At 70.4% G+C, this 18,523-nt stretch carries 17 protein-coding genes; 5 read left to right on the top strand and 12 right to left on the bottom strand.

Annotated elements, in window-relative coordinates:
* The first annotated feature begins 9 nt into the window (after positions 1–9).
* Positions 10–1,980, top strand: coding sequence for a glycosyltransferase family 2 protein (locus tag ACFT9I_RS12415; protein ID WP_382563390.1), 1,971 nt, complete (start codon positions 10–12; stop codon positions 1,978–1,980).
* Positions 1,977–3,929 carry a galactose oxidase-like domain-containing protein gene (locus tag ACFT9I_RS12410; RefSeq protein WP_382563388.1) on the top strand — a complete coding sequence of 651 codons (1,953 nt, stop codon included), beginning with the start codon at positions 1,977–1,979 and terminating at the stop codon, positions 3,927–3,929. Before ACFT9I_RS12415 ends, ACFT9I_RS12410 begins: the two co-directional genes overlap by 4 nt.
* A gap of 113 nt (positions 3,930–4,042) precedes the next feature.
* On the opposite strand, the gene ACFT9I_RS12405 is transcribed toward ACFT9I_RS12410, so the two are convergent.
* The 7 genes from ACFT9I_RS12405 to ACFT9I_RS12375 all read right to left on the bottom strand — a co-directional run bounded on the left by ACFT9I_RS12405 (position 4,043) and on the right by ACFT9I_RS12375 (position 11,565).
* The gene (locus tag ACFT9I_RS12405) at positions 4,043–5,071 is read right to left on the bottom strand and encodes a glycoside hydrolase family 6 protein (protein ID WP_382563386.1); all 1,029 of its coding nucleotides are present in this window, start codon (positions 5,069–5,071) and stop codon (positions 4,043–4,045) included.
* Positions 5,072–5,259: 188 nt separating this feature from the next.
* Positions 5,260–5,931, bottom strand: a complete 672-nt coding sequence (locus tag ACFT9I_RS12400; protein WP_382563504.1) for a class F sortase — start codon at positions 5,929–5,931, stop codon at positions 5,260–5,262.
* Between the two features lie 80 nt (positions 5,932–6,011).
* Complete coding sequence (locus tag ACFT9I_RS12395) at positions 6,012–6,746, bottom strand: hypothetical protein (protein WP_382563384.1); 735 nt, start codon at positions 6,744–6,746, stop codon at positions 6,012–6,014.
* A gap of 113 nt (positions 6,747–6,859) precedes the next feature.
* Positions 6,860–7,639: an HAD-IIA family hydrolase gene (locus tag ACFT9I_RS12390; RefSeq protein WP_382563381.1), complete on the bottom strand. Its 780-nt coding sequence runs from the start codon at positions 7,637–7,639 to the stop codon at positions 6,860–6,862.
* Positions 7,640–7,838: 199 nt separating this feature from the next.
* Positions 7,839–8,936 (bottom strand): 2-aminoethylphosphonate ABC transporter substrate-binding protein, encoded by a 1,098-nt coding sequence (locus tag ACFT9I_RS12385; RefSeq protein ID WP_382563379.1) that lies wholly within the window; start codon positions 8,934–8,936, stop codon positions 7,839–7,841.
* A gap of 260 nt (positions 8,937–9,196) precedes the next feature.
* Positions 9,197–10,204 (bottom strand): hypothetical protein, encoded by a 1,008-nt coding sequence (locus tag ACFT9I_RS12380; RefSeq protein ID WP_382563378.1) that lies wholly within the window; start codon positions 10,202–10,204, stop codon positions 9,197–9,199.
* Between the two features lie 158 nt (positions 10,205–10,362).
* Positions 10,363–11,565 (bottom strand): ROK family protein, encoded by a 1,203-nt coding sequence (locus tag ACFT9I_RS12375; RefSeq protein WP_382563503.1) that lies wholly within the window; start codon positions 11,563–11,565, stop codon positions 10,363–10,365.
* Positions 11,566–11,717: 152 nt separating this feature from the next.
* Between ACFT9I_RS12375 and ACFT9I_RS12370 the strand changes: the two genes are divergently transcribed.
* Both ACFT9I_RS12370 and ACFT9I_RS12365 read left to right on the top strand, forming a co-directional pair.
* Positions 11,718–12,818: a Gfo/Idh/MocA family oxidoreductase gene (locus ACFT9I_RS12370; RefSeq protein ID WP_382563377.1), complete on the top strand. Its 1,101-nt coding sequence runs from the start codon at positions 11,718–11,720 to the stop codon at positions 12,816–12,818.
* Positions 12,815–13,300 carry a heme-degrading domain-containing protein gene (locus ACFT9I_RS12365; RefSeq protein ID WP_382563375.1) on the top strand — a complete coding sequence of 162 codons (486 nt, stop codon included), beginning with the start codon at positions 12,815–12,817 and terminating at the stop codon, positions 13,298–13,300. Before ACFT9I_RS12370 ends, ACFT9I_RS12365 begins: the two co-directional genes overlap by 4 nt.
* Positions 13,301–13,392: 92 nt before the next feature.
* Here ACFT9I_RS12365 and ACFT9I_RS12360 read toward each other — a convergent pair whose 3' ends face one another.
* From ACFT9I_RS12360 to ACFT9I_RS12340, 5 genes are all read right to left on the bottom strand, one after another.
* Entirely contained in the window at positions 13,393–13,986 is a 594-nt protein-coding gene (locus tag ACFT9I_RS12360) for a disulfide bond formation protein DsbA (protein WP_382563373.1), read from the bottom strand.
* Positions 13,987–14,060: 74 nt separating this feature from the next.
* Entirely contained in the window at positions 14,061–14,918 is an 858-nt protein-coding gene (locus tag ACFT9I_RS12355; RefSeq protein WP_382563371.1) for a fumarylacetoacetate hydrolase family protein, read from the bottom strand.
* 158 nt (positions 14,919–15,076) lie between these two features.
* Positions 15,077–15,841: a YidC/Oxa1 family membrane protein insertase gene (locus tag ACFT9I_RS12350; RefSeq protein ID WP_382563370.1), complete on the bottom strand. Its 765-nt coding sequence runs from the start codon at positions 15,839–15,841 to the stop codon at positions 15,077–15,079.
* A 133-nt stretch (positions 15,842–15,974) separates the two neighbouring features.
* Complete coding sequence (locus ACFT9I_RS12345) at positions 15,975–16,307, bottom strand: DUF6412 domain-containing protein (protein WP_382563368.1); 333 nt, start codon at positions 16,305–16,307, stop codon at positions 15,975–15,977.
* A 54-nt stretch (positions 16,308–16,361) separates the two neighbouring features.
* A complete protein-coding gene (locus ACFT9I_RS12340) occupies positions 16,362–16,892 on the bottom strand; it encodes a winged helix-turn-helix transcriptional regulator (protein WP_382563367.1) in 531 nt (176 codons plus the stop codon).
* A gap of 103 nt (positions 16,893–16,995) precedes the next feature.
* On the opposite strand from ACFT9I_RS12340, the gene ACFT9I_RS12335 reads away from it, so the two are divergent.
* Positions 16,996–18,387 (top strand): MFS transporter, encoded by a 1,392-nt coding sequence (locus ACFT9I_RS12335; protein WP_382563365.1) that lies wholly within the window; start codon positions 16,996–16,998, stop codon positions 18,385–18,387.
* The last annotated feature ends 136 nt before the right edge of the window (positions 18,388–18,523 follow it).

Raw genomic sequence — 18,523 nt, 5'->3', positions numbered from 1 at the left:
GGATGACTGATGACGTCGACGCCGAACGGCGAGCGGCCGAACAACGACGCGTCCCGGACCACCCAGCTCCGGGTTCCCTCGCAGTTCCGGACCGGCGGATCCCGGCTTCGGCCCAGGGCCAAGAAGGAACTGCCCAAGTACGACTACGAGCACTACAGCCGGCTCGCCGGTCCGCTCACCCAGCCGGACCCCAACAAGCCGTACAAGGTGCAGTACCGCTCGCTGCTCTCGCAGGAGCCGCACCGGATCCGGGCCGCCCTGCTGCTCGGCGCCGCCCCGCTCCTCTCGCTCGGTCTCTTCGCCTGGCTGATGCAGCCGCAGCACTGGACCGAGCGCGACCCGAACCTGAAGAACGACACGCTGCTCATCCTCGACATCGTGATGCTCGTCTCGATCGGACTGATCGAGCTGTTCCGCACGATGAACGTGCTGTCCAACGCGCACGCGACGCTGGTGGCACGTGACCCCGTCCCCGTCGTACCGGCGAGCGGCACCCGCGTCGCCTTCCTCACCTCCTTCGTGCCGGGCAAGGAGCCCCTCGAAATGGTGACGAAGACGCTGGAGGCCGCGGTCAAGATCCGCCACCGCGGGCTGATGCACGTCTGGCTCCTCGACGAGGGCGACGACCCCGCCGTCAAGGAGGTCTGCGCGCGGCTCGGTGTGCACCACTTCTCGCGCAAGGGCGTGGCTAAGTGGAACCAGGCGAAGGGCGCGCACCGCGCCAAGACGAAGCACGGCAACTACAACGCCTGGCTCGACGCGCACGGCGACGACTACGACTTCTTCGCGTCCGTCGACACCGACCATGTCCCGATGGCCAACTACCTGGAGCGGATGCTCGGTTACTTCCGCGACCCGGACGTCGGCTTCGTCATCGGCCCGCAGGTGTACGGCAATTACGACACGTTCGTCACCAAGGCCGCCGAGTCGCAGCAGTTCCTCTTCCACGCCCTGATCCAGCGCGCGGGCAACCGCTACGGCTCGCCCATGTTCGTCGGCACGAGCAACGCCGTACGGATCTCGGCGCTCAAGCAGATCGGCGGGCTGTACGACTCGATCACCGAGGACATGGCCACGGGCTTCGAGATGCACCGCGCCAAGAACCCGCAGACCGGCAACAAGTGGCGCTCCGTGTACACCCCGGACGTGCTCGCCGTCGGTGAGGGCCCGACCGCCTGGACGGACTTCTTCACCCAGCAGCTGCGCTGGTCGCGGGGCACGTACGAGACGATCCTCAAGCAGTACTGGCGGGGCTTCACCACCCTGCCGCCCGGCAAGCTCTTCAACTACACGATGATGATCATCTTCTACCCGATGTCGGCGCTCAACTGGATCCTGGCGGCGCTGAGTTGCGCCCTGTTCCTGGGCATGGGCGCCTCGGGTGTGCAGATCGACCCGGCGATCTGGATGATGCTGTACGGCAACGCGTCGGCCCTCCAGATCGGCCTCTACATCTGGAACCGGCGGCACAACGTCTCGCCGCACGAGCCGGAGGGGTCCGGCGGTCTCGCGGGCATGGCGATGTCCGCGCTCTCCGCGCCGATCTACGCGCGCTCACTGCTCGACGCCGTACTGCGCCGCAAGAGCAGCTTCGTGGTGACGCCCAAGGGCGACTCGTCCAGCCCGGACACGCTGTTCGGGACGTTCCGGATCCATCTGTTCTTCATTCTCGTCTTCGCCGGATCGCTGGGCTCGTCCTTCTACTTCGGGCACGACCATCCGGCGATGATCACCTGGGCGTCGCTGGCGCTGCTGATCACGGCGTCGCCGATCATCGTCTGGCGTCTGGGGATCCGGGCGGAGAAGAAGAAGCGCGGGAAGAAGCACGGGGCGCACCGGGGCGGCGGGAGTACGCCTCCGCCGGCTCCACAGCAGACCCCGGCACCGCAGCAGGCCCCGGCCCCGCAGGTACCGCCGCAGACGCCTCCCGGGGCCCTCGACCAGACCGTACAGATTTCCCTTGGGGGACCTAAGCAATGAGTGCGCTTCCCGTCCGGCCGAACCACCGCAGGAATCGCGCCCGTCGCATCGCGATAGGCGCCGCGGTGGTGGTCGTGGTGGCCGGGATGAACGGGCCGGCGATGTGGCGGTTCGGTTCGGAGCAGTACCACGAGTACAAGATCAACCGGCCCGACTACAAAGCCGCGAACGGCCACTGGGACTTTCTCGACATCCCGGCGAAATTCAAGATCAATTCGATTCACGCGTCACTGCTGCACACCGGCAAGGTGCTGCTGATAGCCGGGTCGGGCAACAACCAGAAGAACTTCGACGCGAACAAGTTCGAGTCCGTCCTCTGGGATCCGGTGACGAACGACTTCAAGATGATCCCGACACCCAAGGACATGTTCTGCTCCGGGCACACCCAACTGCCCGACGGCAAGCTCCTGGTGGCGGGCGGCACGAAGCGGTACGAGAAGCTCAAGGGCGACACCACCAAGGCCGGCGGCCTGATGGTGGTCCACAACGAGGACCCCGACAAGCCGATGACACTGCCCGCGGGCACGATGTTCACCGGCAAGAAGAACGGCAAGACCTTCGAGTCCAAGGACCCGGTCCTGGTCGAGAAGGCGAAGAAGATATTCGACCCGGTGACCGGCGCCTTTCTGCGTACCGAGCCCGGACTGGGCCGTATCTACGTCGAGGCCCGGAAGTCCGGGAAGAAGTACGAGACCGGCACCGAGGACAATTACCGGGTGCAGGGCATGAAGGGCGCCGACGCCCGCAACGTCTACGGCATCGCGCAGAAGCTCGCGCTCGACAAGAAGGACTTCCAAGGCATCAAGGACGCCTTCGAGTTCGACCCGATCGCCGAGAAGTACATCAAAGTGGACCCGATGAACGAGGCCCGCTGGTATCCGACCCTCACCACGCTGAAGGACGGCAAGGTCCTCGCGCTGTCGGGCCTGGACGAGATCGGGCAGATCGTCCCCGGCAAGGACGAGGTGTACGACCCCGAGACCAAGGAGTGGGAGTACACCGGGATCATCCGGAAGTTCCCCACCTACCCGGCGATCTTCCTGATGGACAACGGCAAGCTGTTCTACAGCGGCTCCAACGCCGGTTACGGCCCCGCCGACGTCGGCCGCAAGCCCGGCATCTGGGACCTGGAGACGAACAAGTTCGAGAAGATCCCGGGCCTGAGCGACGCGGACACGATGGAGACGTCGGCGACCGTCATGCTGCCGCCCGCGCAGGACCAGAAGTTCATGGTCATCGGCGGCGGTGGCGTCGGCGAGTCCGAGAAGTCCAGCGAGAAGTCCCGGCTGGTCGATCTCAAGGAGGACGACCCGGAGTTCAAGGACGGCGCCGCACTCGACAAGGGCACCCGCTACCCCAGCGCGTCGCTGATGCCGGACGACTCGGTCCTGGTGACGGGCGGCGCCGAGGACTACCGGGGCCGGGGCGGCTCCAACATCCTCGAAGCGCGGATGTACGACCCGAAGGCGGGGAAATACACGCGCGTCGCCGACCCCGAGGTCGGCCGCAACTACCACTCGGGCTCGCTCCTGCTGCCCGACGGCCGCGTCATGATCTTCGGCTCCGACTCGCTCTACGCCGACAAGGCGAACACCAAGCCGGGCGTCTTCGAGCAGCGGGTCGAGATCTACACCCCGCCGTATCTCTTCCGGGACTCCAAGCCGACGTTGACCGACGGACCGAAGAAGATCAAGCACGGTGGCTCCGGGGTCTTCAAGACCAAGGACGCCGCGTCGCTGAAGTCCGCGAAGCTGCTGCGGCCGAGCGCCGTCACGCATGTCACCGATGTCGAACAGCGGTCGATCGCGCTGGACATGGAGAAGACGGCGGACGGGATCGAGGTGACGGTGCCGAAGAACCAGGCGCTGGTGCCGGCCGGCTGGTACATGCTCTTCGTGACGGACGACAAGGGCACGCCGTCCGAGGGCGTGTGGGTCGAAGTGCCGTAGCCCTCAAGTGGGTTGTGACGGTGGGCGGGCCCGTACGAGTACGGGCCCGCCCACGTCGTATTCCTACTTGCTACGTGCCACGTGCCACGTGCCACGTGCTACTTGGGTACGTGCTACTTGGCGTTGCGCGCCAGCTCCAGGGCGTACTCCGGATACCAGTCGCCCGCCTTCGGCCCGCCCTTGCAGTCGCCGTCCGACTCACCCGGGCGCTTGACCCACAGATACGCCTTCACCAGCGGGTCGCCGGTCTTCGTGGTCGGCGGCTCACCGAGCGCGCGGCCCGGCGGGTTGCACCAGTTCTCGCTCGGATCGCCGCCCGTGTAAGGGCCGTTGCCGTTGCGGCTGGTGTCGATCACGAAGGGCTTGTCGCCGACCTTCGCCGACAGCTTCTTGCCGAACTCCTGGCTCACGTCGGTCGGGAAGAAGTTGGAGACGTTGACCGAGAAGCCGTCCGCCGCGTCGACGCCCGCCCGCTGGAGCGGCTCGAACAGCGCGTCGGGCGACTGCCAGCCGGCGTTGCCCGCGTCCAGGTAGACCGTGGTGGCCGGCTGCTGCTTGAGCCGTTCGACGGCGCCCTTCAGCAGGTCGTACCGCTCCTCGTGGAACTCCTGCGGTGTGCACCCGTCCACCAGGTGCAGCAGCGCGTCCGGCTCCAGCACGACCGTGGCCCGCCGGTCGCCGATGCCCTTGGCGACCTTGTCGACCCACGCCCGGTACGCGTTGCCGTCGGCGGCGCCGCCCTTCGAGAACTGGCCGCAGTCGCGGTGCGGGACGTTGTAGAGGACCAGCAGGGCGTCCCGGTCGGCCTTGGCGGCGGCCTCGGTGTAACCGCGGGCCTCCTCCTCGGGGTTGTCCGGGCCGATCCACTCGCCGACGGGCTGCGAGGCGATCTTCTTGATGAGGCCGGCGTTCTTGTCGTCGCCGTCCTTCGTGTAATCGGCGACCTGCTTGGCCGCGTTGCCGTCGGGGTTCACCCAGTACGGGTCGGTCGCCTTCGGCTGCTGGCTCGACGCGGCGTTCTTCTCGCCCTTGTCCTCGCCGTCGGAGGAGCAGCCCGCGATCAGCAGCGCCGCTCCTGTGGCCGCCGCGCATGCCGTCACTCGCAGACTGCGACGCTCGCGACCGGAATTACTGCCGTACATCCACTCCCCCTCGGTGCCCGTTCGTCGGAGCCGCCCCCCAGGCGCCTCGTTCCTGCCCTGCCTGCCGCCTGCCTGCGCCTGCCCGGACAAGACCGGTCGAATCCATCCTGGCACACGGGCCGGGGCCGTAACGGCGACCGTTCGGCTTCGTGTGCGAGCTGTGACAGCGGGGCCGCGGGGAGGCCGGCTCAGCCATCGTGACGTGCCTCTTTCACATCGGTGAGGTACGCCGAGACGACCACGTTCGCCGTGTACGTACGGCTCTTGCGGTCGAAGGTCCCGCCGCAGGTGATCAGCCGCAGTTCGGCGCGGTCCGGCTCGTGGGGGCCGTACACCTTCCGCGCGTCGAACTTCTCCCGCGGGTAGACCCTCACGTCGTCGATGGTGAACTCGGCGACCGAGCCGTCGGTCCGGGTCACCCGGACCTTCTCGCCGGGACGGGCCGCGCTCAGACCGTAGAAGACGGCCGGTTCGGTCCGGGTGTCGACGTGCCCGACGAAGAGCGCGGTGCCCGCGGCGCCGGGCCGGGCGCCACTGCCGTACCAGCCGACGGTCCCCGGCCGTTCGTACGGCGGCGGCTCGACCGCCCCCGTGACGTCGAGGCCGCGGGAGACGACGGGCGCCTTTATGCCGACGGAGGGGACGTCGACGCGGCGCGGTTCGGCGGGCTCCGGCGAGTCTTGGGCCGCCGGGGGCCGCTGCTCCATCGGGCGGCCGACGGCGGCGACGTCGCCGGTCATGGGCGAGGAGGTGCCGACGAGTCCGTCGGCTCCCCAGCCCCAGAGGCCGAGCAGCAGCACGGCCCAGGCGACGCCGGTGAGCAGTCGGCCCGAACCGGTCGGGCGGTGGGTGGTCGGCATCTCGGCCATGTCGGTCTTCTCCGCCGTCTCAGTCGTCTCAGTCGTCTCGGTCGTTCAGTCGTTCAGTCGTCTCGGTCGTCTCAGTCGGAGTCCCGCGCGGCGGAACGCCTCCGACGCGCGCTACGGACGGCCACGGCCACGGCGGCGACGCCGGCGAGGACCAGACCGATCACGGTGTGCGGGGTGCTGGGGCCCGCCTTGTCGGCGGCCATGGCGGTGCTGGTCCGGCCGCCGCCACCGGCGCGGACGGGCGCGACGGGCGAGGCGGAGGAGGAGTGGGAGGGCTCGGCGGCCCGGGAGTGCGCGGGCTTCGGGTTCTTGGACGCCGGCGGGGAGGCGGGCTTGGCCTGGGGCCTGGCGGACGCCTCGTCGGAAGGCTTCGGCTTCGTGGAGGACTTCTTGGACGGCTTCGTGGACGCCTTCGTGGAGGGCTTCGTGGAGGGCTTCGGCTTGGGCTTCGGGTCATGGTCCACCTCGAAGACCGCCGCGCCCTGGTGATCGTGCCCGTCGCACCAGACGTCGACCTCGTACCTGCCGTCCTCGGTCGACGACTTGATCTTCGCCTCACCGCGCAGAGCGTCACGGCCCGCCAGCTCGGAGTCGGCGACGAAGACATCGGACCGCGCGGCCACCGAGCGGGGGTTCTCACAGCCCGTGACCTTGATCGTCACCTCACCACCGGGGCGGACGGGGGACGGCGTGACCGTCGCCTTCACGGAGTCGTGGGCGTCGGCGGCGGTGGTACCGAGGACGGGCACCGCCACCATCGCGGCCACCAGCCCGGCGGCACGGAGAGCGAGCAAGCCTGAACGCATCGTGAACCTCCTGATGAAGGAAGCCTCACGCGTCCGGCCGGATCCCGCATCCGCAGCGGGCCTCAGAAATCCCCGTACACGGCTGTGACCAGCGAGTATTCAGTCAGATCCGGTCAGATCAGATCCACCAGATCGGCGATCGAGTCGACGATCGTGGACGGCCGGAACGGATAGCGGTCGACATCGGCCGGCTTTGTCAGACCGGTCAGCACCAGGAAGGTCTCCATCCCGGCCTCCAGACCGGCGAGGACGTCGGTGTCCATCCGGTCGCCGATCATCGCGCTGGTCTCGGAGTGCGCACCGATGGCGTTCAGCCCGGTGCGCATCATCAGCGGATTCGGCTTGCCCGCGAAGTACGGGTCCTTGCCGGTCGCCTTGGTGATCAGCGCGGCGACCGAACCGGCGGCGGGCAGCGGCCCCTCGGCCGACGGGCCCGTCTCATCGGGGTTGGTGCAGATGAAGCGGGCGCCGTCGTTGATCAGCCGGATCGCCTTGGTGAGGGATTCGAAGCTGTAGGTGCGCGTCTCGCCGAGCACCACATAGTCCGGGTCGTGGTCGGTGAGGATGTAGCCGATGTCGTGCAGCGCGGTCGTGAGACCGGCCTCACCGATGACGTACGCCGTGCCGCCGGGGCGCTGGACGTCCAGGAACTTGGCGGTCGCGAGCGCGGAGGTCCAGATGTTGTCCACCGGCACGGCGAGACCCATCCGGGAGAGCCGGGCCTGGAGGTCGCGCGGGGTGTAGATGGAGTTGTTGGTGAGGACGAGGAAAGGCTTGCCCGAGTCCCGCAGCCGCTTGATGAAGGCTTCGGCGCCGGGGATGGGGGTGCCTTCGTGGACGAGGACACCGTCCATGTCGGTGAGCCACGATTCGATCGGCTTGCGCTCTGACATGTGACGGACTCCTGCCGTACGCAGTGTGCTGGTGGCGCCGCGGGCACTGCTCCGTGCCGCTCGGCGACCCCAGCCTAATCAGGTACCGATGATCTCGGCTCTCGGGAGGCGTAACCGAGGCTCGTACGGCACGGGGCCGGGATGGGGCCCGAACGCGTACGGCACGCGGCCGGGACGCGGCGGTTCGAGCGGGCCGCCGTCAGTTGCCGGTGGCCGTCTTCCAGGAGGCGACGTAACCGTCGAGCTTGGGCTCGATGCGCTCCCAGTTGGGCTCGAAGAGCGTGACGCCGTCGATCAGCCTGGCCAGCTCGATGGCGTTCTCGTCCATGGGTCTGACGTCCGTACGCGCGGGGAAGCCGCCGCCGATGCCGCTGACCTGCTTCTGGGCCTTCTCGGTGAGCATGTAGTTCAGCAGCTTCTTGCCGTTCGCGCTGTGCGGGGCGCCGTCCACGACGCCGGCTCCGTAGTACATGGCGAACGTGGTCGGCTTGCCGCCCTCCTTCGCCGGGAACCAGATCGCGATGTTCGACAGGGTCTTGGACTGGTCGAAGTTCGTCTGGACGTCACCGTTCGCGACGAGGATCTCGCCCTTGTCGACCTTCGCCGCGAGCTTGAAGGTGGAGGGGGTGGGGCCGACGTTGTTCTCTTCGAGCTTCCGCAGATAGTCCATGGCCGGCTTCTCGCCGCCGAAGTCCTGCATGGCCTTGATGAGGAGGCCCGTGCCGTCGCCGGCGACTCCGGGGGTCGAGTACTGGAGCTTGTCCTTGTACTGGGGGTCCAGCAGCTCCTCCCAGGTGGCCGGAGGGTCCGTCAGTTCCTTCTTGTTGTATATGAAGCCGAAGTAGTTGTTGACGACCGACGTCCACCGGTTGTCGGCGGACTTCCCCGAACCGTGCACCTTGTCCGAGCCCTTGGGGTCGTACGACGCCAACACCCCTTTTCGCTCGGCGTGTTGGATGTACGGCGGCAGGGCGACCAGGAGATCGGCGCGCGGGTCGTCCTTCTCGCGGACGACCCGGTCCACCATCTCGCCGGAACCGCCCTCCTCGTACTTCACCTTGATGCCGGTGTCCTTCTCGAAGTCGGCGAAGACCTTGTCGTACCAGCCGTCGTCCTCGACCCCCTTGAGCCCGTCGGCGCTGTAGACGGTGACGACGTTCCCCTCCGAGCCGCCCGAACCGCCGCCGCAGCCGGCGAGTGAGGCGGTGAGGACGAGGCTGCCGGCGACGGCGATGAGCGGGGTGCGACCGCTTCTGGAGGTGAGGGAGTTGCGGGAGTTGAGGGAATTGCGGGGCATGACGGCTCGTATCTCCTAGCGGGAGGTGGCTCGGGGCGGGGCCGGACTGTGTCCCGTACCGCTGTGCACAGACACGCCCGTTCACCACCCGTAGATCACATAGGGACCCGCGGAAATGTCGATGTCGAGGACCACGCACGCGACTTCGTGGGTCGCGGGGGTGGTCGGACTCCAGATTCGCTTCGTTCAGGCCCAGGACGAGCACGAGGGTACCGCTCACCGCGCGGCCTGGCAGCGCCCGCGCAAGGATCGAGACAGGGTCAGGGGCGGTTACGGGGACGGCGGAGGCCGACGACCAGGGCGACACCGGCGAGGACCAGCACGGCGGCGGCGACGGCGGGGCCGGCGAGGGAGCCTGAACCGGTGTCGGCGAGTGCGCCGATGCCGAGGGGAGGCGAAGACTCCTTGTGGCCTTGCGAGTTGGGGGTGGCGTCGCGGGCGGGGTCGCCGGTGGGGGCGGGAGTACGGCGCTGGTCACCGGTGCCGGTGCCGGCGCCTGCGCTGGGGGTGCCGGGGTCCGTGTCGCTGTCGGTGCCGGTGTCCGCGTCCGTGTCGCTGTCCGTGTCGGGGTCCGTTCGCGCATCCGTACCGCCTACGGAGAAGCGGTAGTCGTTCGACTCCCCCACCCAGTCGCCGTCACCGCCGCGCCGCTGCACCGTCGCCGCGTTCGCCACGATCTTGTTGGCGTCGGCCGCGGCTGTGAAGGCCAGCCTCGCCCGTACCGTGACGGTCTGCTGGGCCGGTACGGCGAAGCCCGGGAAGCCGCCTTCGAGAACGGCGATCGTCTCGTCCTCGTCCGACTTCTCCAGCGACATGGTCCGCCATTCGCCCTTGTCGTCGGTGAGTTGGAGCCGGACCTGGGCCGCGGTGAGGGACCGGTGCCGGTCGCTGAGAACGATGACCGGGTGGATGTTGTGGCAGGCCTCGTCGGTGCTGTTGCTGAGGTCGATGGACCAGGTACCCGGCCGGCCGCCGGGGCTGTACTCGGCGGGGCCGCCATGGATGCGGGTGTCGATGGGGAAGTCCGGGTCGGACGCCTTGCCGCAACTCGGCTGCCGGTCGGCCCCGGGGCCGGAGCCCGGCCCGCCGCTCGCGTCCGCGTCCGCGCCCGCATCCGCGTCCGACACAGCGGCGTTCGCGTGCACGTTCGCGTTCGCGCTCGTCGCGGGCAGCGCGGCGGGCACGATCGTGCCGACGGTGACACCGACAGCTCCGATGACTCCAAGGATTCCGGTGACGAGGGCGGGGCGCAGTCGCATGGATCGCATGGGGGACCTTTGCTGATCGCGAAGCGGTCGGGACAGTCGGGACGGTCGGGGCATGGGGGACGGCCCCGACGCTGCCACGGGCCGACCGCCGGACCGGGAAGCCACGTCCAGCTACGGTCCGAAGATCGTACGAATACGCCCCAACAGCCCCGCCCGCCTCAGCCGCGCACCGGCCCTCGCCCGAAGACCCGCGCGTGCCCGAACACCGGCGCGAGCACCAGTTGCGCGGCGCCCTCCGCGACCGGGTGGGCTCCGCCGTCGGCCATGGCCACCGGGACCACGGGGCCACGCGCACGCTCTTCGAGTACGGCTCCGACTCCCGTGACGAACCGTTCCTCGGCGGCGGCAACGGCCCGGCCACCGAGCAGCACCCGGTCGATGTCGAGCAGCCCGACCAGATTCGCGGCCCCGGCGCCCAGCACCCGCGCGGCCTCCGCCAGGTCGCCGCGTGCGACCGCCGCCATGCACAGCGCCTCGATGCAGCCGCGGTTCCCGCAGTCGCACTGTGGCCCGTCGAGCTGGATGACCTGGTGCCCGAACTCGCCCGCGCCGGTGCGGTCGCCCCGGTAGAGGGCGCCGCCGAGTACGAGGCCGGCGCCCAGGCCCGTACCGAGGTGGAGGTACGCGAACGAGTCGCCGGGCCCGCGCAGCGCGAGGCCGAGGGCGGCGGCGTTGGTGTCCTTGTCGAGGACGACGGGCAGGCCGAGGCGGGCGGCGAGCGCGTCGCGCAGCGGGAAGCCGTCCCACTGGGGGAAGCCGGTGACGCGCCCGAGCACTCCGGCGGTGTGGTCGAGCGGGCCGGGCAGGGCGACCCCGACGCCCAGCAGCCTGCCGGGGCCCGCCGGGTGCGCCGGGTCGGCCGGGTCGGCGGCCGGGTCCGCTGTGCCCGCCGTGCCTGACCCGCCAGCCGTGCCAGGAGCGTCCGCGTGCCGCTCCGCCTCCGCCCGTACCGACTCCACCTGCGCCGCCGCGGTCTCGACGACCTCGGCCGCCCCGGCGCCCAGGTCGAACGGTGCCGTACGGACCGCGACCGGCGTGCCCGCCAGGTCGACCACCACGGCCGTCAGCTCGTCGCGGTCCAGATGGAGGCCCACGGCGTGCGCGGCGGAGGGGACCAGGCAGAGCACGGTCCGGGGTTTGCCGCCCGTGGACGCCCGTTGGCCGGCGCCGGCCGCCAGACCCTCCGTACGGAGCCTGGCCGTGATCTTGCTGACCGCCTGCGGGGTGAGGCCGGTGGATTCGGCGAGTTCCAGGCGGCTGATGCCGCCCTCCCCCGCCGTACGGAGCAGGTCGAGCACCAGCGCGGAGTTGTGGCTGCGCAGCGACGGCAGATTCGCGCCGGTGTGCGGGCCCGGGTTCATGCCGGTTCGGATCCCCACCTCCACGCGCGCGCTCCTGCCCCTGCCCCTGTCGCCGTCACTGTCTCTGACTCTGCCGCTGTTTCCACTGTTGCCCACGGTGTCATTGTCACGCGCGCTTGCACTATGGCAACACCGTTGCTTAAGTGGAACGCATGACTGGCACCGGTACCCCTCTACGCGTCGCACTCGTGGGCTACGGCCTCGCGGGCTCCGTCTTCCACGCCCCGCTGATCTCCGCGACCGAGGACCTGGTCCTCGACACGGTCGTCACCTCGAACCCCGAGCGCCAGGCGCAGGCGCGCGGCGAGTTCCCCGACGTGCGTTTCGCCGTGTCGCCGGACGAGCTGTGGGAGCGGGCCGGTGAGCTGGACCTGGTCGTGATCGCGTCGCCGAACAAGACGCACGTCCCGATCGCGACGGCCGCGCTGAAGGCGGGCCTCCCGGTCGTCGTGGACAAGCCGATCGCCGGCACCGCCGCCGCGGCGCGCGACCTGGCCGCTCTCGCGGAGGAGCGGGGCCTGCTGCTCTCCGTCTTCCAGAACCGCCGCTGGGACAACGACTTCCTGACTCTGGCCCGCCTCGTCGCGGGCGGTGAGCTGGGCGACGTACAGCGCTTCGAATCGCGCTTCGAGCGGTGGCGGCCGCAGACCAAGGGCGGCTGGCGCGAGTCCGGGGTGCCGGAAGAGATCGGAGGGCTGCTGTACGACCTGGGCAGTCACGTCGTGGACCAGGCGCTGGTGCTGTTCGGTCCGGCGGCGCTGGTGTACGCGGAGTCCGACGTACGCAGGCCCGGTGCCGCGGCCGACGACGACACGTTCATCGCGATCACGCACACGAGCGGAGTCCGCTCGCATCTGTACGTCAGCGCCACGACGGCCCAACTCGGCCCGCGCTTCCGGGTGCTGGGCTCGAAGGCGGGCTATGTGAAGTACGGCCTGGATCCCCAGGAGGCCGACCTGCGCGACGGCAAGCGGCCCAACACCAAGGAAACGGCCGGAAATTGGGGTACGGAGCCCGAGTCCCTGTGGGGCCGGCTCGGGGCCGGCGAGTCCCCGGCGACGGGTGGCGGCCACCCGGTGGAGAGCACGCCCGGTGACTACCCGGCGTTCTACGCGGGCGTGGCGCGGGCACTGCGCGACGGTACGGCGCCGCCGGTGACCGCGCACGAGGCGGCCGCGGCGCTGGACGTCCTGGAGGCCGCGCGCCGCTCCGCCCGCGAGGGCGTCACGGTCGCGGTCGGGGCCTCGTCATGACGGCGGCCCAGGGCCGGTCCCTGCCGACGGTGGCCGAACTGGAGGCGCAGGAGGCCCGGTTGGTCCTGCCGCACTTCACGTACGACGACGCGTGGGCGCTCGGGAGCCTGCTGGTCGAGCTGTCGCGCGAACGCGAGGCGCCGGTCGCGATCGACATCCGGCGGGGCGGCCAGCAGTTGTTCCACTGCGCGCTGCCGGGCTCGTCGGTGGACAACGGCGCCTGGATCGACCGCAAGCGGCGGGTGGTCGAGCGGTACGGCGCGAGTTCGTTCCTGGTCGGTACCCGCTTCCGCGCCAAGGGCAGCACGTTCGAGGACTCCTCGCGGCTGGACCCGGACCGGTACGCGGCCCACGGCGGCTCGTTCCCGATCACGGTGCGGGGAGCGGGAGTTGTCGGCACGGTGACGGTCTCGGGTCTGCCGCAGGAGGAGGACCACGCGCTGGTGGTGGAGGCCCTGGAGCGGACGCTGGAGCGGATGTAGTCCAGCTGGGCCGTGCGTGAGAAGTCCCGTCCGAGTGCCCGGGTGATGCCGACTCGTACTCGTGCTCGACCCCGTACCCGTACCCGTACTCGTCAGGTCTTGATCTCGCGGAAGCCCGGGACGCTCGCGACGAGGAGCGTCCCGTCCCACAGTCGCAGCGCGTCGTCGGGCGCCGGTGTCTCGGTGACGACCGGGCCGAAGAACGCGTGCCGGGCCCCGGAGGGGTGGGTGACGGCGAGGATCGGCGTACCCACCTCCCCGACGACCAGGCTCATCGCTTCGGCGTGCGAGGCGCGCAGGGCCGTGTCGTGGTCGGTGGACAGGCCCGCCCCGGCCAGTGCCTCCGGCAGCTCCGCGGCGCTCAGGGCCTCGGCGATGTCGCCCATCCACTCGCGCGGTCCGCCGTCCTCGGCGGTCCACAGCGCGTCGTAGAACCTGCCGAGCGCCGTGTGCCCGTGCGCCGTCAGGATCGCGGCGCAGACGCGGGCGGGGATCCAGAGGTAGCCCTCCTCGTCGCCCTCGGGGTCGACGTCCTTGCCCTCGTTCAGGATCGACAGGCTCATCACGCGCCAGCGGATGTCGATCGGGCGCTGTTCGGCGACGCTCACGATCCACGACGCGGTGACGCGGCTGAGCGGGCAGGCGGGGTCGAACCAGAAGTCGACGGTGCTCCGCTCCGTACCCATCGGAGTGCTCCCTCTCGTCGACCTCGTCGATCTCGTCGATCCGACCCCGCCAAACCGCCTCGCGGCACGGCGAGTTACGCGTCCTTGAGCTCCTGACGCTGCCGCCCCAGTCCGTCGATCTCCAGCTCGACCACGTCCCCCGCCCGCAGGTACGGCTTCGGCTCCGGCCGGCCGAGCGCCACACCCGCCGGCGTACCGGTGTTGATGACATCACCGGGGTAGAGCGTCATGAACTGGCTGACGTAGCGCACCACTTCGGCCACCGGGAAGATCTGCTCGGCCGTCGTCCCGCTCTGCTTCTGCTCCCCGTTGACGGACAGCTTGAGCGACAGCGCCTGCGGGTCCGGCACCTCGTCGGCCGTCACGAGCCACGGGCCGAGCGGGTTGAACGTCTCGCAGTTCTTGCCCTTGTCCCACTGGCCGCCGCGCTCGATCTGGAACTCGCGCTCGGAGACGTCGTGGGAGACGGCGTAGCCCGCGACGTGCGCCAGGGCCTCCTCGTGGGACTCCAGGTAGCGGGCGGTGCGGCCGATGACGACGGCCAGCTCCACCTCCCAGTCGGTCTTGACGCTCTTGCGCGGTACGAGGACGGTGTCGTCCGGGCCGACCACGGTGTCCGGGGCCTTGAAGAAGATGATCGGCTCGGACGGGATGTCCGCGCCTGTCTCGCGCGCGTGGTCGTGGTAGTTCAGCCCGATGCACACGATCTTGCCGATCCGGCCGACGGGCGGCCCGGTGCGCAGTCCGGCCGGGTCGACGACGGGCAGCTCGCCGGACGCGGCGGCGGCCCGTACCCGGTCCAGCGCGGCCTCGTCGGCGAGCAGTTCGCCGTCGATGTCCTTGACCAGTGCGGACAGGTCCCGCAGGGTCCCGTCCTGGTCGAGCAGCGCCGGGCGCTCCGCACCCGCCGTACCGACACGCAGCAGCTTCATGGTCTGTATCTCCCTCTGGTCGAGCGGATCGACCTGGTCGAGCGGTGCACCCGCCGACGGGTTGCGGCCGTCGGGGGGATTGGCCGATCCTCCAAGACATCGGATCACTCCGCAAGACCCCGTTCACACCCTGGACCGCGGGGGGCCTGCGGGCACCGTTACGCGGCGGTGGCCAGCGCCCCCGCCGCCGGGACGTCCCGGTAGAGGAAGGCCCGTTCGACGGCGGTCCATGTGGTGCTTGTCACGACGTACAGCGCGGCGGCCAGCGGCACCACGCCCACCGTGATGATCGTCGCGAAGGACATCAGCGGCATCAGCTTGGTCATCGCGCCCATGCCGGGCATCTGCTGCCCGTCGGGACCGGCCGTCGGCGTCGGCATGGCGGCCATCTGCCGCTTCGTACGCCGGTAGTTGAAGGTGGCGACGGCCAGGACGACGACGAACAGCGCGACGTACACGAGGCCCGCTCCCCCGAAGATCCCGCCGTCGGCGAGTGCGTCCTTCCAGCGGTCGCCGAGGGGCGCGGCGCCGAGGGAGTGGCCGAGCAGTTCGTTCGGCTCGCCGCCGATCCGCCGGCTGGAGAAGAGGTGGTACATCAGGAAGAAGGCGGGCAGCTGGAGCAGGCTCGGCAGGCAGCCCGAGAGCGGCGAGACCTTCTCCTTCTTGTGCAGCTCCATGATCGCCTTCTGGAGGCGTTCGGGGTTCTTGGAGTGCTTCTTGCGCAGCACGGCGATCTGGGGCGAGAGCTTGGTGCGGGCCTTCTGGCCACGGGCCGCCGCCCGCGAGAGCGGGTGGACGGCGAGCCGTACGCAGGCGGTGAAGAGGATGATCGCCGCGGCGGTCGCGCCCCCTTGGAAGAGGGGGTGGAGCAGGTCGGCGATGTGCCCGACCAGGGAGGCGAAGCCGGACAGGAAGACGGACATGGGTGAGCCCTCCGAGGGTCTCGTCGTGCCGGATGGGATACGCGGCGCCGGTGATGGGCACGGCGCGGCTCGGCATGACGACCCGCGTGGGGGTCGATCGCTCAGGGTGTGGAAGTGGCGGCTGGCGAAGGCCCTACGCGGTCGTCAGGACGGGACGACCGGGGGCTCGGGGCCTGGTGCGGCCTCGTGCGTCGGGATCTCGCTGCGGCAGGAAGGCTGTGCGTTGCTCGCGGTCGCGGATCGCGGTACGGACCCGGGTGGGCGGTACGGCGGGGGCGCACCGGGCCGAGATGGCGGCGGAGGCGGCGAACGCGGTGGAGGCCGCGGCGGTGGCGGCGAGGGCGACGGCGGCGGAGAGGCTGCCGGCGTCGACGAGCAGGATCTGGACGAGTCCGAAGAGCAGGAAGAACAGCGGGGCGGCGGGGCGGGGCAGTCGGCTGGCGCGTTGTGTGGCGCGTCGGTTCATACCCTGTCCCCTCCCTACTGTCTCGTCCTCGGTCTGCGAACACCCTCCCAGCCGTTATACACGATCGGTTTCGATGGGCAGAAGCAGACGTCGGGGGGCGAGCAGCGCCCGGCTCACCGGATTGTCGGGCTCCGGATCGAGTCCGCGCCCCGGCAGCATCTGCACGTCGCGCGGCGGTACGGCCATGCCGCAGGCCGGGCACTCGCCGTAGGAGCCCAGTTCGGTCCCGCAGGCGGCGTGGGTGAACACGCGCATCGGGAGGACGCCTTCGATGTGTTCGCGGCCCCAGAGGCCGAGGGAGCGCAGGACGGGCCAGAGGGCGATGCCGCGCTCCGTCAGGACGTACTCGTCGCGCGGCGGCGACTCCTGATAGCGCCGCTTCTCCAGGATGCCGGCCTGCTCCAGCCTCTTGAGGCGGGTCGCGAGGACGGCGCGGGGGACGCCGAGGTGGGTGAGGAAGTCGTTGTAGCGGCGCACTCCGTAGAAGGCGTCGCGCACGACGAGCAGCGTCCAGCGCTCGCCGACGACCTCCAGGGCTCGGGCGATCGAGCACTGCTGGGCGGAGTAGTCCTTGCCGAGGGCCATGACCTCACCTTAACCAATTCAAGGTTCGATGAACGAACTCACCATGTTACGGTCGACCCGCTCCTGAGTTCATTCACCGAACCTTGAAAGGCGGCATCTCGCCATGTCCTCAACGCCCGTGGCCGCGAGCCCCGCCGCCTCCACCACCACCCGCGGTGCCGGGCCCGCCGCCGGTGCCACGCTCGCCGTCACCAGCGCGGCGACGACGGTCGCGCTCATGAACTACACCGTCCCGATGCTCACCCTCCCCGACCTGACCGCCGACTTCGGCACCGCGATATCCGCCCAGGCCTGGCTCCTGAACGGCGCCCCGCTCGGCCTCGCGGCCCTCCTGCTGGTCGCGGGCAGCCTCGCCGACGACTACGGCCGCCGCAGACTCTTCCTCGCGGGCACCCTCGGCCTCGCGCTCACGACCGGACTCGGCGCGCTGGCCGGCTCCACCCTCACCTTCACCCTCGCCCGCATCGCACAGGGCGCCTCCAGCGCCGCGATCATTGCCAGCAGCCTCGGGCTCCTCGTGCAGGCCTTCCCGGCCGGGCCGGGCCGGATCAGGGCCACCGGCGTCTGGGGAGCGTTCGTCAGCGCGGGAATCGCCACCGGGCCGCTGCTCGCCGGGGCGCTGGGTACGTACGGCTGGCAGCAGCCGTACGCCGTACTCGCCACGGCCTCCCTCGTCATCGCGGTCCTCGCCTTCCGCACGCTCACCGAATCCCGTGCTCCGCGCCGCGGCCGGCCCGACCTGGCGGGCGCGGTCGTGCTCGGCGCGGCCATGACCGCGCTGCTCAGCGCGCTCACGCTGGGCCGCGACGGATGGCTGCGTACGCCCGTCGTCCTGCTGCTGGTGGCCGCCGCCGTACTGACCGGCGTCTTCGCCGCCGTGGAGCGGCGCGGCGGCGCTCCCCTGATCGATCTGCGGCTCCTGGGCCGACGGCCCTTCCAGGCGGCCACATCGGGCGCGCTGTTCACGGGGCTGGCGGTGATCGGGCTGTTCAGCTACCTCCCCGCGCTGCTCATGCGGACGCTCGGCATCTCCCCGATGGGCGCGGCCGGGCTGTTCGTCCTCTGGTCGGGCACGGCCTTCCTGGTCGCCCTCCAGACCCGCCGCCTCGCGGGCCGCGTCGCCGCCCGCCACCAACTGGCGCTGGGCTTCGCCCTGCACGCGGCCGGCGCCCTGTCGATGCTGGGCGCGGTGGGCGCGGGATCGTGGGGACGGCTGGTGCCGGGCCTCCTCGTCGCGGGCGTCGGCAGCGGCCTGTTGAACGCCGCGCTGCCCCGTCTGTCGGTCGAGTCCGTCCCCCAGGAACGCGCGGCGATGGGCTCGGGCGCGAACAACACGGCCCGCTACATCGGCTCGGCGGCGGGAGTCGCCCTGATGATCGCGGTGGCGACATCGGCGGACACCCCGGAGCACGGCACGGACCTGGCGATCCTGGTGTCGTCGGGGGTGACGGTGCTGGGGGCGGCACTGGTGCTGGCGCTACGGGAGCGGCAGTAGCCCGCGTACGTACGAGTGCGGGCCACCGCTGCTCGTACGCAAAGAGAACCCCCTCCCCCTCTGCCTCCGCCCCTCCCCCCTTCGAACCCTCTACGCCCTCTCCCCGAAGGCCCTCCGCCCCGACCGGCGTACAGCA

The sequence above is a fragment of the Streptomyces sp. NPDC057137 genome, from assembly GCF_042670825.1.
In the GTDB taxonomy this organism is placed as follows: domain Bacteria; phylum Actinomycetota; class Actinomycetes; order Streptomycetales; family Streptomycetaceae; genus Streptomyces.
The sequence above is the reverse complement of the archived record's forward strand: the minus strand, read 5'-3'. Positions and strand labels throughout refer to the sequence as shown.

Excerpts from the sequence above, each read along its gene's own strand:
- ACFT9I_RS12400 (WP_382563504.1), bottom strand. The coding sequence starts at position 5,931 with ATGCCGACCACCCACCGCCCGACCGGTTCGGGCCGACTGCTCACCGGC.
- ACFT9I_RS12370 (WP_382563377.1), top strand. The coding sequence starts at position 11,718 with ATGACTGGCACCGGTACCCCTCTACGCGTCGCACTCGTGGGCTACGGC.
- ACFT9I_RS12395 (WP_382563384.1), bottom strand. The coding sequence starts at position 6,746 with ATGCGTTCAGGCTTGCTCGCTCTCCGTGCCGCCGGGCTGGTGGCCGCG.
- ACFT9I_RS12390 (WP_382563381.1), bottom strand. The coding sequence starts at position 7,639 with ATGTCAGAGCGCAAGCCGATCGAATCGTGGCTCACCGACATGGACGGT.
- ACFT9I_RS12345 (WP_382563368.1), bottom strand. The coding sequence starts at position 16,307 with ATGAACCGACGCGCCACACAACGCGCCAGCCGACTGCCCCGCCCCGCC.
- ACFT9I_RS12410 (WP_382563388.1), top strand. The coding sequence starts at position 1,977 with ATGAGTGCGCTTCCCGTCCGGCCGAACCACCGCAGGAATCGCGCCCGT.
- ACFT9I_RS12335 (WP_382563365.1), top strand. The coding sequence starts at position 16,996 with ATGTCCTCAACGCCCGTGGCCGCGAGCCCCGCCGCCTCCACCACCACC.
- ACFT9I_RS12355 (WP_382563371.1), bottom strand. The coding sequence starts at position 14,918 with ATGAAGCTGCTGCGTGTCGGTACGGCGGGTGCGGAGCGCCCGGCGCTG.
- ACFT9I_RS12360 (WP_382563373.1), bottom strand. The coding sequence starts at position 13,986 with ATGGGTACGGAGCGGAGCACCGTCGACTTCTGGTTCGACCCCGCCTGC.
- ACFT9I_RS12415 (WP_382563390.1), top strand. The coding sequence starts at position 10 with ATGACGTCGACGCCGAACGGCGAGCGGCCGAACAACGACGCGTCCCGG.
- ACFT9I_RS12380 (WP_382563378.1), bottom strand. The coding sequence starts at position 10,204 with ATGCGATCCATGCGACTGCGCCCCGCCCTCGTCACCGGAATCCTTGGA.
- ACFT9I_RS12405 (WP_382563386.1), bottom strand. The coding sequence starts at position 5,071 with ATGTACGGCAGTAATTCCGGTCGCGAGCGTCGCAGTCTGCGAGTGACG.
- ACFT9I_RS12340 (WP_382563367.1), bottom strand. The coding sequence starts at position 16,892 with ATGGCCCTCGGCAAGGACTACTCCGCCCAGCAGTGCTCGATCGCCCGA.
- ACFT9I_RS12350 (WP_382563370.1), bottom strand. The coding sequence starts at position 15,841 with ATGTCCGTCTTCCTGTCCGGCTTCGCCTCCCTGGTCGGGCACATCGCC.
- ACFT9I_RS12365 (WP_382563375.1), top strand. The coding sequence starts at position 12,815 with ATGACGGCGGCCCAGGGCCGGTCCCTGCCGACGGTGGCCGAACTGGAG.
- ACFT9I_RS12385 (WP_382563379.1), bottom strand. The coding sequence starts at position 8,936 with ATGCCCCGCAATTCCCTCAACTCCCGCAACTCCCTCACCTCCAGAAGC.
- ACFT9I_RS12375 (WP_382563503.1), bottom strand. The coding sequence starts at position 11,565 with ATGAACCCGGGCCCGCACACCGGCGCGAATCTGCCGTCGCTGCGCAGC.